Annotated in this window: 14 protein-coding genes; 8 read left to right on the top strand and 6 right to left on the bottom strand. The window is 62.6% G+C overall.

The window, feature by feature from the left end:
* The first annotated feature begins 129 nt into the window (after positions 1 to 129).
* From mreC to ACU0FH_RS06265, 5 genes are read left to right on the top strand one after another with little or no spacing between them, the layout of a single operon-like run.
* The gene (gene mreC, locus ACU0FH_RS06285) at positions 130 to 1,047 is read left to right on the top strand and encodes a rod shape-determining protein MreC (RefSeq protein ID WP_088632067.1); all 918 of its coding nucleotides are present in this window, start codon (positions 130 to 132) and stop codon (positions 1,045 to 1,047) included.
* Positions 1,040 to 1,579, top strand: a complete 540-nt coding sequence (locus ACU0FH_RS06280) for a rod shape-determining protein MreD (protein ID WP_446193842.1) — start codon at positions 1,040 to 1,042, stop codon at positions 1,577 to 1,579. The genes mreC and ACU0FH_RS06280 overlap by 8 nt, the downstream gene beginning before the upstream one ends.
* On the top strand, positions 1,576 to 3,519 hold the full coding sequence (mrdA, locus tag ACU0FH_RS06275) for a penicillin-binding protein 2 (protein WP_446193841.1): 1,944 nt from the start codon (positions 1,576 to 1,578) through the stop codon (positions 3,517 to 3,519). Before ACU0FH_RS06280 ends, mrdA begins: the two co-directional genes overlap by 4 nt.
* The gene (rodA, locus tag ACU0FH_RS06270; RefSeq protein WP_446193840.1) at positions 3,516 to 4,667 is read left to right on the top strand and encodes a rod shape-determining protein RodA; all 1,152 of its coding nucleotides are present in this window, start codon (positions 3,516 to 3,518) and stop codon (positions 4,665 to 4,667) included. Before mrdA ends, rodA begins: the two co-directional genes overlap by 4 nt.
* Positions 4,668 to 4,670: 3 nt before the next feature.
* Positions 4,671 to 5,603, top strand: a complete 933-nt coding sequence (locus tag ACU0FH_RS06265; protein ID WP_446193839.1) for a 2-hydroxyacid dehydrogenase — start codon at positions 4,671 to 4,673, stop codon at positions 5,601 to 5,603.
* Positions 5,604 to 5,713: 110 nt separating this feature from the next.
* Here ACU0FH_RS06265 and ACU0FH_RS06260 read toward each other — a convergent pair whose 3' ends face one another.
* The 6 genes from ACU0FH_RS06260 to ACU0FH_RS06235 form a co-directional block, all read right to left on the bottom strand.
* Positions 5,714 to 7,726, bottom strand: coding sequence for a M3 family metallopeptidase (locus ACU0FH_RS06260; protein WP_446193838.1), 2,013 nt, complete (start codon positions 7,724 to 7,726; stop codon positions 5,714 to 5,716).
* Positions 7,727 to 7,787: 61 nt separating this feature from the next.
* On the bottom strand, positions 7,788 to 8,840 hold the full coding sequence (locus tag ACU0FH_RS06255) for a HesA/MoeB/ThiF family protein (protein WP_446193837.1): 1,053 nt from the start codon (positions 8,838 to 8,840) through the stop codon (positions 7,788 to 7,790).
* Complete coding sequence (dut, locus tag ACU0FH_RS06250; RefSeq protein ID WP_446193836.1) at positions 8,840 to 9,295, bottom strand: dUTP diphosphatase; 456 nt, start codon at positions 9,293 to 9,295, stop codon at positions 8,840 to 8,842. Before dut ends, ACU0FH_RS06255 begins: the two co-directional genes overlap by 1 nt.
* Before the next feature lie 4 nt (positions 9,296 to 9,299).
* Positions 9,300 to 10,508, bottom strand: coding sequence for a bifunctional phosphopantothenoylcysteine decarboxylase/phosphopantothenate--cysteine ligase CoaBC (coaBC, locus tag ACU0FH_RS06245; RefSeq protein WP_446193835.1), 1,209 nt, complete (start codon positions 10,506 to 10,508; stop codon positions 9,300 to 9,302).
* A gap of 87 nt (positions 10,509 to 10,595) precedes the next feature.
* Positions 10,596 to 11,384, bottom strand: coding sequence for a ChaN family lipoprotein (locus ACU0FH_RS06240; protein ID WP_446193834.1), 789 nt, complete (start codon positions 11,382 to 11,384; stop codon positions 10,596 to 10,598).
* Positions 11,385 to 11,404: 20 nt separating this feature from the next.
* Positions 11,405 to 12,283, bottom strand: coding sequence for an RNA polymerase factor sigma-32 (locus ACU0FH_RS06235; RefSeq protein ID WP_238370776.1), 879 nt, complete (start codon positions 12,281 to 12,283; stop codon positions 11,405 to 11,407).
* Between the two features lie 122 nt (positions 12,284 to 12,405).
* Here ACU0FH_RS06235 and cobU point away from each other — a divergent pair, with 122 nt between their 5' ends.
* Genes cobU through ACU0FH_RS06220 form a run of 3 tightly spaced genes read left to right on the top strand, consistent with a single transcriptional unit; the run spans position 12,406 to position 14,252 of the window.
* A complete protein-coding gene (gene cobU, locus ACU0FH_RS06230; RefSeq protein WP_446193833.1) occupies positions 12,406 to 12,927 on the top strand; it encodes a bifunctional adenosylcobinamide kinase/adenosylcobinamide-phosphate guanylyltransferase in 522 nt (173 codons plus the stop codon).
* A complete protein-coding gene (locus tag ACU0FH_RS06225; protein WP_446193832.1) occupies positions 12,924 to 13,502 on the top strand; it encodes a histidine phosphatase family protein in 579 nt (192 codons plus the stop codon). Before cobU ends, ACU0FH_RS06225 begins: the two co-directional genes overlap by 4 nt.
* 60 nt (positions 13,503 to 13,562) lie before the next feature.
* Positions 13,563 to 14,252, top strand: coding sequence for a glutathione S-transferase (locus tag ACU0FH_RS06220; protein ID WP_446193831.1), 690 nt, complete (start codon positions 13,563 to 13,565; stop codon positions 14,250 to 14,252).
* The last annotated feature ends 27 nt before the right edge of the window (positions 14,253 to 14,279 follow it).

The following is a 14,279-nucleotide window of genomic DNA, read 5'->3' as shown; positions in this document are numbered from 1 at the left end:
TGAAAGATCAGGATCGCAACTCAGGGGCGCCAAGACGTCCCCGATCCGTTGACCAGAGGGCATTCCCCTGCCCCGGCTTACAGGCAAAGGGGTCGCTTGCCCCGGCGCAACCGACACGAAGGGCGAGACTTGGCCAAGGACCGGTCACAACGCGATGACTACGTAGGCCCGCTGCGGCGCATGCTGCTCGGCGTTGTCTGCCTGTGCCTGCTCGCGATCTTCCTCGTCTGGCGCATCGACAGCCCGCGCGTTGAACGTTTTCGCGCACAGGTAACGGAAATGGTGGTGCCCAACATGGAATGGGCGATGGTCCCGGTCACCGGCACGATCAACCTGTTCCGCAATTTCCAAAGCTACCGGCGTCTGGCAGAGCAGAACCGCGAATTGCGCAGCGAGCTCCGCCAGATGCAGGCATGGAAAGAGGCGGCGCTGCAGCTTGAACAGGAAAACGCCCGCCTGCTCGATCTCAACAACGTCCGTCTCGACCCGCGCCTGACCTATGTTACCGGCGTCGTCATGGCCGATTCAGGCTCGCCTTTCCGCCAGTCGGTGCTGCTGAACGTCGGCGCGCGCGACGGCATCATGGATGGCTGGGCGGCAATGGACGGCATTGGCCTCGTCGGTCGCATTTCCGGCACCGGCGACACCACCAGCCGGGTGATCCTGCTGACCGACGCGGCAAGCTCGATCCCGGCCGTGATCCAGCCCTCGGGCCAGACCGCGCTGATCCGCGGCGACAACACGGTCGCGCCGGTTGTTGATTTTCTTGAGAACCCCGATCTCGTACGGCCCGGCGACCGGGTGGTAAGCTCGGGCGATGGTGGCGTCTTTCCCGCCGGGCTCCTGATCGGACAGGTCGCCGCCGCCCCGTCTGGCCGGCTGCGCGTTCGCCTTGCCGCCGATTATGAACGTCTCGAATTCCTGCGTGTCCTGCGCCATCACGGCACCGAGCGGGTCGAAAACCCCGGCGACGTGGTTGCACCAATGCTCTCGACCGATACGAACCCACTCATGCTGCCCGAGCCGAGAAATCCCGCCGATGGCTGAGCGGAACACTCCCCATATCTGGACGATGCGGATTGCCTACGTGGCGCTGGCGCTGGTGATCATCTTCTTTCACCTGCTACCGCTCGATACCCAGCCGCGCCGCTGGGCGCCGCCGGACCTGCTGCTGGCCTTTACCTATGCATGGGCGCTGCGCCGCCCGGATTACGTGCCGTTGCTGCTGATGGCGGGCGTAATGCTGATGGCCGACCTTATGTTCCAGCGCCCGCCGGGTCTGTTTGCGCTGCTCGTGGTGCTAGGCGGCGAGTATCTGAAATACCGGACGCAGGGCCTCAGCGATGCCAGTTTCCTCGGCGAATGGGCCGCTGTCTGCATCGTCGTGGTGGGCGTGACGCTGCTCAACCGCCTGATCCTCGGGCTGGTGCTGGTGCCGCCACCGGCATTGACCCCCAGCCTGATACAGATGATCTTAACCGTGATGATCTATCCGCTCATCGTTCTCGTTTCCCAATTCCTTCTGGGCGTGCGGCGACCGGCCCCGAGTGATGCGGGAACGCTAGGGGGCCGCGCATGAAACGCAAAACCAAGGATCAGGGCCATTCGCAGGGCAAGCTGACCCGCCGCACAGCGGTGATGGGCGGGTTGCAGCTGGCCTTTGTCGGCGCGCTTGGCCTGCGGATGCGGCACCTACAGGTGGATCAGGCCGACCAGTTCCGACTGCTCGCCGAGGAAAACCGCATCAACATCCGCCTGATCGCCCCGACGCGCGGCGAACTGTTCGATCGCAACGGCAAGGTACTGGCCCGCAACGTCCAGAGCTACCGGCTCATCATCGTGCGGGAGGATGCAGGCGACGTGGATCAGGTCATCGCCAACCTGTCCAAGCTTGTCCGGCTTGACCCGGGCGAGTTGGAACAGGCGATGGTAGAAATGCGGCGCAGCCCGCCCTTCCTGCCCATAACCCTCGCCGACCGCGTCACGTGGGAGGATCTGAGCCGCGTCGCGGTCAACGCCCCCGCCCTGCCCGGCATCACGCCCGAGGTCGGCCTGACCCGTGTCTACCCGCGCGGCCCCGACCTCGCACATGTGGTCGGCTACGTCGGCCCGGTCAGTGATTACGATCTCGAAAAGATCGAGGATCCGGAACCGGTCCTGCGCATCCCCCGATTTCACATCGGCAAGGTCGGTCTCGAAGCCAAGGAAGAGGACCTCCTGCGCGGCAAGGCGGGCGCCAAAAGGGTCGAGGTCAATGCCACGGGCCGCGTCATGCGCGAACTCGATCGGCAAGAAGGTCAGGAAGGCGCCGATATCCAGCTAACGATCGACGCTGAACTACAGGCCTATACGCAGGCCCGGCTCAAGGGTGAAAGCGCCAGCGCCGTGGTAATCGACTGCGAGACAGGCGACCTGCGCGCCATCGTGTCCTCGCCAAGCTTCGATCCGAACCTCTTTGTTCAGGGCATCTCGGTCGCCGATTACAGTCGCCTGCGTGATGACAAGTATCGCCCGCTCGCCAATAAATCGGTGCAGGGCGTCTATCCGCCCGGCTCGACCTTCAAGATGGTTACCGCCCTTGCCGCGCTCGAAGCGGGCTCGGTTTCCCCCAACGATACGGTCTGGTGCCCCGGTCACATGGAAATCTCGGGCCGCCGGTTCCACTGCTGGAAACGGGGCGGCCACGGACACATGGACCTGCTGAACTCGCTCAAGCAAAGCTGCGACGTCTATTATTACGACGTGGCAATCAAGGTCGGCATCGACCGCATCGCCGAAATGGCCCGCAAGCTGGGCATCGGTGTGCGCCATGATATCCCCATGTCCGCCGTGGCGCGCGGTCTCGCCGCCGACAAGGCGTGGAAACAGGAAACCTACGGCCAAAACTGGCAGATCGGCGACACTGCCAACGCCTCTATCGGTCAGGGCTATATCCTTGCCTCGCCGCTGCAACTGGCGGTCATGTCCGCACGTATCGCCACCGGCCGCAAGGTCACGCCACGGCTGGTGAAATCGGTCGACGGCGTCGAACAGCCCAACCTCTCGTCGGAACCGCTCGGTCTGAACGAAAACCACCTCCGGCAGGTTCGGAAAGGCATGTTCGCTGTCGCCAACGACCGGCGCGGCACCGGGTATCGCTCGCGCATCATCGAAGAAACCATGCGCATGGCAGGTAAATCCGGCACCAGTCAGGTCCGCAACATCACCAAGGCGGAACGCGCCGCCGGTGTCATCAGCAACGCCGACCTGCCTTGGGAACGACGCGACCACGCGCTCTACGTGGCCTATGCCCCGGCAGACAACCCGAAATACGCGGTTGCGGTTGTCGTCGAACATGGCGGCGGCGGCTCATCCGCAGCGGCGCCTATCGTACGCGACGTGATGCTGCAGGCGCTTTACGACGGCACGCCCCCGCTCGAGGCCTATCCCACGGGCGACCGCGACCGCATTCAGGCGCAGCAGGAAGAACTTCAGCGCGATCAGGATGAACGCGAGATCAGCCAGAGTGACCGCGCATGAGCTATCTTGAGTATAACGTCAAATCGACGCCTACCGGGCTGCGCAAGGTTCTCTATCTGAACTGGCCGCTGACACTTCTGCTGATCACTGTCGCCAGCGTCGGCTTCCTGCAGCTTTACTCGGTGGCCGGCGGGTCGCTCTCGCCATGGGCCGAACCGCAGATGAAACGTTTCGCGCTTGGCATGACCGCGATGCTTGTCGTCGCGATGGTCCCGATCTGGTTCTGGCGCAACATGTCAGTGGTTGCCTACCTGTTGTCAGTGGTGCTGCTGATTGCGGTGGAACTCGTCGGGATCGAGGGTAAGGGCGCCCAGCGCTGGATTGACGTCGGTTTCATGCGCCTGCAGCCCTCCGAGCTGATGAAGATCACGCTGATCATGCTGCTCGCGGCCTATTACGACTGGCTGCCCGCCCGTCGCACCTCACATCCCTTCTGGGTGTTGGTGCCGGTGATGATGATCCTTTTTCCAACCTATCTCGTGCTGCGTCAGCCCGATCTCGGCACCTCGATCCTGCTGGTCACCGCAGGCGGCGGGCTGATGTTCCTCGCCGGTGTGCATTGGGCCTATTTCGCCGCCGTCATCGCCTCGGGAGTCGGCCTCGTCACCGCCGTCTTCGAAAGCCGCGGCACCCCCTGGCAGCTGATCAAGGATTACCAGTACCGACGGATCGACACTTTCCTCGACCCGGCATCGGACCCACTTGGTGCCGGCTATCACATCACCCAGTCCAAGATCGCGCTCGGTTCGGGCGGCTGGACCGGGCGCGGCTTCATGCAAGGCACCCAAAGCCGGCTGAACTTCTTACCCGAGAAACATACCGATTTCATCTTCACCACCTTGGCCGAGGAATTCGGCTTTGTCGGCGGCATCTCCCTTCTCTCGGTCTATGCGCTGATCATCCTCTTCTGCGTGGCCAGCGCGCTTGCCACCCGCGACCGCTTTTCCTCGCTGCTCACGCTGGGCGTCGCGATCACCTTCTTCCTGTTCTTCGCCGTAAACATGTCCATGGTCATGGGGCTTGCCCCCGTAGTCGGCGTGCCTCTGCCCATGGTCAGCTATGGCGGCTCCGCCATGCTGGTCCTCATGGTCGCCTTCGGCCTCGTCCAAAGCGCCCATATTCACCGTCCCCGAGGGAGATCCCGTTAAAATATGCCCGTCAATATCCTCTACGCCGCCACGCCCGGTAAATGGGAAACCTACCAGCCGACCTTGAAGAAAGCCCTGCAAGCCACTGGTCTCAATTTCGACCTGCGCAATGAATTCGACCCCGAAGCCGTCGATTACATCGTCTATGCCTCCAACAGCCCGCTGCAGGACTTCACCCCCTACAAGAACCTCAAGGCAGTGCTGAACCTCTGGGCCGGGGTCGAAGGCATCGTCGGCAATAAATCCCTCACCGTCCCGCTCGCGCGCATGGTCGACACCGGCATGACCAGCGGCATGGTCGAATGGGTGACCGGCCACACCCTGCGCCACCACCTCGGCATGGACAGGCACATCCTCGCCAAACCGGGCGAATGGTACCCCGTCGCCCCGCCGCTCGCAAAGAACCGCCGCGTCACCGTGCTGGGCCTCGGCGCGCTCGGCTCGGCCTGCGCCACAACGCTCGCGTCCCTGGGCTTCAATGTCGCAGGGTGGAGCCGGAGCGCCAAATCCATGCCCGGCGTCACCTGTCACCACGGCCCCGAAGGCCTCAAGGAGGCCCTCGCGCATGGCGAAATCACCATCCTGCTGATGCCCAACACGCCGGAAACCGAAAACACACTGAACGCGGAAACCATTGCCATGCTGCCCCGCGGTGCCATCATCCTGAACCCCGGTCGCGGCCCGCTGATCGATGACGCCGCCCTGCTTTCGGCCCTCGATACGGGGCAGGTGGGCCACGCCACGCTCGATGTCTTCCGGGTCGAACCGCTGCCCGCCGATCACGCCTACTGGACACACCCAAAGGTCACGGTCACCCCGCATATCGCATCGGAAACCCGGCCGGACACCGCCAGCGAAGTCATCGCGGAAAACATCCGGCGCGGCGAGTCGGGCGAGCCTTTCCTGCATCTGGTCGACCGCAGCCGCGGCTACTGAAACAAGAAAAGGCCCGGCAACACACCGGGCCTTTTCTAAATCCAGCATTCCGCCCTTCTTTGGGTCTTAAAATATCCCCGCCGGAGGCACGCGCCAAAGGCGCATCCAAGTCATGCCGCCAGACCGCGCCCTTTCAAAAGTGCCTCAACCCCCGGCAGCCGCCCACGGAACGCCACGTAAAGCTCCGCCGCATCACGCGACCCGCCGGTGGACAGGATATTCTCTTCCAGCGCTTTCGCCTGCGCCGCATCAAACGCATCGCCCGCCTCTTCAAAGGCTTCGAACGCATCCGCATCCATCACTTCCGACCACATATAGCTGTAATAGCCCGAGCTATAGCCGTCCCCCGAGAACACATGCGCGAAATGCGGCGTGGCATGGCGCATCCCGATGGCATGGGGCATACCAAGACCGGTCAGGATCTCTTCCTGCCGCGCCATCGGATCCGCTGGTGCCGCGCCATCGTGGAACTCCAGATCGACAAGCGCCGAAGCAACATATTCCACCGTCTGGAACCCCTGATCGAAATTCGCGGCTTCCAGCACCTTGTCCAGCATCGCCTTGGGCATCGGCGCGCCGGTTTCCGCATGGGTTGCGAATTCCTGCAGCACGCTCGGCACTTCCAGCCAGTGTTCGTAAAGCTGGCTCGGCAATTCCACGAAATCCCGCGCGACCGACGTGCCCGAGACCGACTCATAAGTCACATCCGACAGCATCTGGTGCAGCGCATGACCGAATTCATGGAACAGGGTGCGTGCATCGTCATAGGACAACAGCGCCGGATCGCCCTTGGCGAAATTGCACACATTGATGACCACCGGGCGCTGCTCTTCGGGGAATTTCGCCTGTGACCGCATCGCCGAACACCAGGCGCCCGACCGCTTCGACCCGCGCGCAAAGTAATCCCCAATGAACACCGCGATGTGCTTCCCTTCGCGTGTCACCTCCCAGGCCCGGCAATCCGGGTGGTACAATGGCAGGTCCAGCGGCTTGAACTCCAGCCCGAACAACCGGTTGGCACAGGAAAAGGCCGCCTCGATCATCCGTTCAAGCTGCAGATAGGGCTTCAGCGCCGCCTCATCGAGGTCATGCTCGGCCTTGCGCCGCTTCTCCGCGTAATAGCGCCAGTCCCAGGGCTCCAGCGTCCCGTTCACCCCATCCGCCCGCATCATCGCCGTCAGCACTTCGGCATCCGCCTCGGCCTGTGCCTTGGCCGGTCCCCAGACCGCCATCAGCAGCTCGCGCACCTTGTCCGGTGTCTTCGCCATCTCGGTTTCCAGCTTGTAGGCCGCGAAATTATCATAGCCGAGCAGCTTGGCCCGTTCTTCCCGAAGCGTCAGGATTTCCGCCGCAATTGCCCGGTTATCGGTCTTGCCCCCGTTCGCCCCTCGCGCGGCCCATGCGGCATAGGCTTTTTCACGCAGATCGCGGCGCGGCGAGAATTGCAGGAACGGCGTGATGATCGAACGTGACAAGGTCACGACCGGCCCCTTCGCGCCTTTCTCCTCACCCGCGCTACGCGCCGCATCCACGGCGAACTGCGGCAGACCTTCAAGATCGGCCTCAGCCAGTTCCATGAACCACTCGCGCTCATCCGCCAGCAGGTTCTGGGTAAACTCCGTACCCAGACTTGCCAGCCGGGACTTGATCTCTTTCATGCGGGCCTCTTCGGCCCCTTCAAGCGCCGCGCCGGACCGCACAAAGCCGCGATGGGTCAGCATCAGCACCCGCGCCTGCTCATCGGCAAGATCTAGATCGTCGCGTTTCTCCCAAAGTTCCGCCACCCGCCGGAACAGCGCCTTGTTCGACGAAATCTCGGAAAAATGCGCCGATAGCTTGGGCGAGAATTCCCGCTGCAATTCTTCCCGCTTCGGATTGCTGTCCGCACCGGCCACGGTAAAGAACACCGACAGCACCTTGTCGAGCGCGTCCCCCGCCGCTTCCAGCGCCTCGATCGTATTGGCGAAAGTCGGCGCTGCGTCATTCCCGGCAATCGCGGCAATCTCGGCCTCGTTCGCCGCAAGCGCCTCGTCCAGCGCGGGGGCGAAATCCTCGTCCGAAATCGCATCGAACGGGGCCAGTTCAAAGGGGGTATTCCAGTCGCTCAGAAGGGGGTTGGTCATTCAGGATCTCCTTTGGGTGCGACCTAATTACGGCCGCGACCCGGTTCAATCTCTCGACAGGTTAGGCCGGTTCGGAACTTCCGCATATGGGACAATCCGCGCGCTTTTTCAGCGCGATCTTGCGGTTCTCGCCATAGAGCGCATCGTAGATCAGCATCTCGCCGCGCAACACCTGCCCGGCCCCGGTGATCTGCTTGACGGTCTCCACCGCCATCATCGACCCGACAACCCCCGGCAACGGCCCCACAACCCCAGCCTCGGCGCAGGAGGGTGCGAGCCCCGGCGCAGGTGCCTCGGGGAAAATGCACTGATAACACGGCCCGCCCGCCTTGGGATGGAACACACTCAGCTGTCCTTCCCATTGCGACAAGGCCCCGGAGATCAGCGGCTTGCCCTGAGCAACTGCCACCCGGTTCGCAAGGTATCGCGTCTCGAAATTGTCGCTGCCCTCAAGGATCACGTCGTAATCGGCGAACAGATCTGCCGCGATCCCCTCTTCCAGCCGCCGGTGATAGGGCCGCACCTCAACGCCGGGGTTCTGTGCTTTCATCGCCGCCTCGGCCGAAAACACCTTGGGCATCCCGATATCCGCGTCGCGATGAATCACCTGCCGTTGCAGGTTGGCGTTCTCCACCACGTCATCGTCGATCACGCCAATCGTGCCAACACCCGCCGCCGCCAGATACTGCAAGGCAGGCGCGCCCAGGCCCCCGGCACCGATCACCAGCACCCGCGCCTGCTTCAGGCGTTTCTGCCCCGGCCCGCCAAGCTCTCGCAACACGATGTGGCGCGCGTAACGCTCAAGCTCTGTCTCGCTAAAGCTCCCCGCCACCGGCTTTACCGCATCGGGTTCATCTTGCCTTGCACGCCGTTTAAGCATCTGCACCAACCGGGCGTAACCAAGTGCAATCGCGGTGAAGCTGCCAACAATCAACCAAAGCACCGGAGACTCGCCAGTGTTTTCCCGCACGGGATGGCCATCGGGCAGGATCAGTTGCAAGGCAAGCACGGTTGCAAAGAGCACAACCAGCGTCGCTGTGCGCCATTTTCTCGGTGCCCCGACCAATTCACAGAGGCCCAATAGCACCCCGCCAAGAAGTAGAACGGACAGCATCAGCCGCGCCCGGTCGACCCGAAACCACCCGTTCCACGGACCGTTTCATCAAGGCTTTCGACCAGATCGAACTGCGCGACAACAACCGGCGCCACGACCATCTGCGCGATGCGATCCCCATGCGCGATGGTGAAAGGCTCCTGCCCCGCGTTCATCACGATCACCCCCAAGGGTCCGCGGTAATCGCTGTCGATGGTGCCGGGGCTGTTCGGCAGGGTTATCCCGTGTTTCAGCGCAAGACCCGAGCGTGGCCTGATCTGGATCTCATACCCCTTGGGAATCCCAACCCGTAGGCCCGTCGGCACCAGCACACGCTCGCCCGGGGCCAGCACAACCTCACCCCGCGTGGGAAAGTTCGCGCGCAAGTCCGCGCCCGCCGATCCGGCGGTTTCATAGCTGGGCAAAGCGACCGTTTCATCGAAATCCGGATCGCGCGTTACCTGGATCTGAACCAATGCTTTATTCCTTGTACTGAGTGCCTAGGGCGTCCGCGATCCGTGCCGCCAGTCGTGTAGCGACCTCGGCCTTGCCCAGTCGCGGCCACTCCTCCGCCCCGTCGTCCGAAATCAGAATGACGGCGTTTTCGCTGCCCCCCATGATCCCCGTCGCCGGGCTTACGTCATTCGCCACGATCCAGTCACAGCTCTTGCGCGCCCGTTTTGCGGTGGCGTGCTCGACCACATCGTCGGTTTCTGCCGCAAAGCCCACGACCAGGCCGGGGCGGCCTTTGGTCATTTTAGACACCCTCGCAAGGATGTCGGGATTTTCGGCAAATTCCAGCGTCGGCATCCCGTCGCGCGTCTTCTTCAGCTTGCGATCCGAGGCAGAGGCCACCCGCCAGTCGGCCACCGCCGCCGCAAAGACGCCCGCATCGACGGGCAGCGCCGCATCCACCGCATCCGACATTTGCTGCGCGGTTTCGACCCGCACCAGTTCCACCCCCTCCGGTGGCGGCACGTCAGCGGGGCCCGAGACAAATACAACGTCGGCCCCCAGCGCCACCAGCGCCCGGGCAATCGCCGTTCCCTGCGCGCCGGACGACCGGTTCGCGATATAGCGCACCGGGTCAATCGGCTCATGCGTCGGCCCCGAGGTCACCAGCACCCGCTTGCCTTTCAGCGGACCATCCGAAAGCCTTGCCTCGATAGCCGCAATGATGTCAGGCACTTCCGACATGCGGCCCAGCCCGTATTCGCCGCAGGCCATGCCGCCCTCATCCGGGCCGACAACAGAAATACCGTCTGCTTTCAACTGCGCCAGATTGCGCTGCGTCGCCGGGTGATGCCACATGCGAACATTCATCGCGGGTGCAATCAGAACCGGCGTATCCGTCGCCATCAGCAGGGTCGAGGCCAGGTCATTCGCCAGCCCCGAGACCATCTTGGCCATCATATCTGCCGTTGCCGGTGCGACGACGACCAGATCGGCGGAGCGCGACAGCTGGATATGGCCCATCTCGGCCTCGTCCGTCAGATCGAACAGGTCCCGATAGACCTTGCGTCCGGCCAGCGCAGAAACCGAAAGCGGGGTCACGAATTCCTCGCTCGCCTTGGTCAGCACTGGCGTCACACTGGCGCCACGATCCTGCAACCGCCGTATAAGATCGAGCGTCTTATAGGCCGCGATCCCGCCGCCGATGATAAGAAGGATATTTTTCGAGGCCAGCATGGGCGTGCCCTTTGTTCCGATCCGTCCCGACCATAAGCGTCCGGCGCAGGATCTGCCATAGCGGAATAGTTGTTACCCGACAGCGCCTTACTTGAATTCAGCGCAAGGGTCGCCGCGGTCTACGGGCTCTGCCGACAAGACCGCATCGAAATTGCCCGAGATATTGTCGGCTTCGGCCTGTCCCAGCGACCACACATGCAGATCGGGCCGGGCCAGCGCAATCAGGCTCGGCGCGCCCCAGTCCAGCCGCGCATGGCCATTGCCGGTGATGACAGCAACCTTGCCGCCGGTCTGCATCACCGCGTCGACCGCCGCCCGAGCCAGAACCGCATCCCGCAACCGCTGGACGTCGACCATGACCGGCAGCATATCTTCGGGCATTGCATCGCAATGGGCGGTCATTTGCAGGGCTTCGCGCGCCTCCTGCTGATCACCGGCAAGCGGCGCGGCCAGCCCGTATAATTCCGCCCCGGCACCAAAACTCTCGGCAATGCCAGTCTCCATCGCCGCCCTCGCCCGATCGCGCGGAACCGCCGCGCCGATCACAACCGCATCGGGTGCGGCGGCAAAGATCGGGTAATACATCGCGAAATCCGGCCAACCGGACTCCGACCACCCCAGCGCCGTATCGAGATCTGCCTGAGACTGTCGATTTTCAGGGGTCACCGCTGCGGCCTGCTCCGGCGTCAGCATTTCGAACACCAGCGCATCGGGCGCGATCTGCGCCACAAGTTCGGCCTGAACCTCGTGATGGCGGGGGTTATCGTGAACCTCACCAAGAAAAACCACATCCGCCGAGGCCGGGGGATGTGGTAAAATTTCCTGCGCCTGCGCCATCCCGGCGCAGAGGAGGACCATCATCAAAACAAATCTCATAACGATGGTCTTAGACCGGCCTAGTTGAGAAACTCAAACACTTCCTGACTTTGCGTAGACAGCGTCTTGCGCATTTTCTGGAATGCTGCTGCCTCAAGCTGGCGCACGCGTTCCTTGGACAGGTGCAGCTCATCTCCAAGGCTTTCCAGCGTCCGGGACGAAGGTTTCAGCTTGCGCTCCGTCACGATAAAGCGTTCGCGATCGTTCAGCGCATTCATCGCGATCAGCAACCATTCCCGCAACTGCGCTGTGTCCAGACGATCCTCGACCGTTTCAGACGCCTGCGCACTGTCGTCTTCCAGCGCATCAATCCACTCGCGCCCATCCTCATCCGCAGACTGCACCGCGTTCAGAGAGAAATCGGACCCCGACAGACGGCCCTCCATCATTTCAACATCATGAATTGGCACACCCATTTCACCTGCGATCAGCTGGTGCATCTCGTGACGCGGCAGGGTTTCGCCCCGCGCCGATGCCTCACGCTCCAGCCGCGCCTGAATACGGCGCATGTTGAAAAACAGCGATTTCTGGGAAGAGGTCGAGCCGGTGCGAACCATCGACCAGTTGCGCATCACGAAATCCTGGATAGAGGCCTTGATCCACCAGACTGCGTAGGTCGAAAACCGAACGCCGCGATCCGGGTCGAATTTCTCTGCCGCTTTCATCAGTCCCAGCCCGGCTTCCTGGATCAGATCGTTCATCGGGGCGCCGTAACGACGGAACTTGGAGGCCATCGAGATCGCCAGACGCATATAGGCGTTGATCAGCCGGTGAAGCGCCTCTTCGTCCCGTTGGTCCCGCCAGGCATAGGCCAGTCTCAGTTCGGTTTCCGCGTCCAAAAGCTCTGCTTTCATGGCGCGGCGTGACATCGCTCTGTCGTTCGAGATATCCAACGGCATGTGAATTTTCCCCTGAAAAAATACATTTGCCCAACGAAGCAACCCCAGTGAAAGACTTGTAAGGCGGGCTTGTATTAAATACGCAGCAACCGGCGATTTGGTTTCCTCGAAGGGTTAAAAAAATGTTGTCAGGAAACACTCTCGTACTAGGAGGCGCCGCTTCCGGAAAATCATCGCATGCAGAAACCCTTTTAAATCAATGCCCTGAAGAACTAATCTATTTGGCATCGGCTGAATGCTACGATGACGAGATGCGCGAGAAGGTTAACATTCACATCGCCCGGCGCGGCCCGCGCTGGACCACGATCGAGGAACCTCTGGCCGCTGCCGACGTCATCGCCGCGCTTGAACCGGGCCAGGTCTGTCTCTTTGACTGCGCCACGCTCTGGCTCAGCAACCACATGCTTGCCGAAAACGACATCGCCTATGAACAGGAAAGATTGCTGGCCGCCCTCAACACCTCCGCCGTGCCGGTCGTCATCGTCAGCAACGAGGTCGGACAGGGCATTGTCCCCGACACTCCGCTTGGCCGTCGCTTTCGCGAGGCACAGGGGCGGTTGAACATCGCCCTTGCGGCGCAGGCCGCCCGGGTCGTCCACGTGGTTGCAGGCATCCCCCGGACGCTCAAAGGCGACGACCTGTGACGCGGTTGTTTCTGGTCCGTCACGGCCCGACCCATGCAAAGTCGATGGTGGGATGGTCCGACCTGCCCGCCGATCTCAGCGATCTGGCCCAGATTGACCGTCTGTCCGGCTACCTGCCAGACGACGGGCTTGTCGTTTCCTCCGATCTCCTACGTTCCACCGCCACGGCAGATGCCATTCAGGGCAGGCGGCAGCGGCTGAACCACCGCCCGGAACTGCGCGAGATCCATTTCGGCCAATGGGAGCTGCGCAGCGCCGCTGAGATCGAAGCCGAAGATGCCGCGCTCGCCCGCGCCTACTGGGAAACGCCCGGCGATATCCGACCGCCCGGCGGCGAAAGCTGGAATGACGCGCGTGCGCGTATAGACCCGGGCATCGACCGCCTCATCGCCGAACATGCGGGCAGCGATCTTGTTGTCGTTGTCCATTTCGGCGTGATCCTGACCCAGCTTCAGCGGGCCCATGGCATCTCGGCCTACGAGGTGCTCGGCCAGCGCATCGACAACCTGTCCGTCACCGAAATCTCTCTTCACGACGGCCAATGGTCCGTCGGCGCGATCAATCACCTGCCGTGATGCCCCCGCGCACAAAAGGTCGCTTTACTGGATTTCCCGGATCCGCATAGCTTCACGGACATGACATATGACCTTTACATCGGCGACCGTTCCTTCTCCAGCTGGTCTCTGCGCGGCTGGCTGATGTTCGACAAGTTCGCAATCCCCGTCCGCCCGCATATGATCGGGCTTTATTCCGGCACCATGGCGCAGGACATGGCATCGCTCGCCCCCGCGCGGCTCGTCCCAGCGATGCGCACCCCCGAAGGCACAGTGGTCGGCGAAAGCCTCGCGATGGCCGAAACCCTCGCCGAGCGCCACCCGGACGCTGGTCTCTGGCCGACCGATCCTGCTCAGCGCGCCACGGCCCGCTGGCTCTGCGCCGAGATGGTGGGCGGATTCTCCGCCCTGCGCGGCGATTGCCCGATGCAGCTCTTGCGCCGCTATCAGGGATTCCAGCCGTCGGACAAGGTGCTTGCCGATCTGTCCCGGATCGAAACCCTGTGGGACCACGCACGGATGGTTTCGGGTGCGAAAACCGGCTGCCTCTTTGGCACCTATTCGCTCGCAGATGTGTTCTACACGCCGGTCGCCGCACGCATCCTTGGCTACGGCCTGCCCGTCAGCGCCGCTGCGAAAGACTATTGCGAGGCGCTGGTCGGCGACGATTCCGTGCACAGGTGGTGTACAGAAGGTGCACAGGTATCATACGACCCTGAACCCTATAAGCTCGATCTGCCAAGCACCCCCTTCATGACCTCGGCCCATTAACACTTCCTAAACCGGTGCGCCGTTAGC

It is taken from the genome of Heliomarina sp. (genome assembly GCF_052826185.1).
The sequence above is the reverse complement of the archived record's forward strand: the minus strand, read 5'-3'. Positions and strand labels throughout refer to the sequence as shown.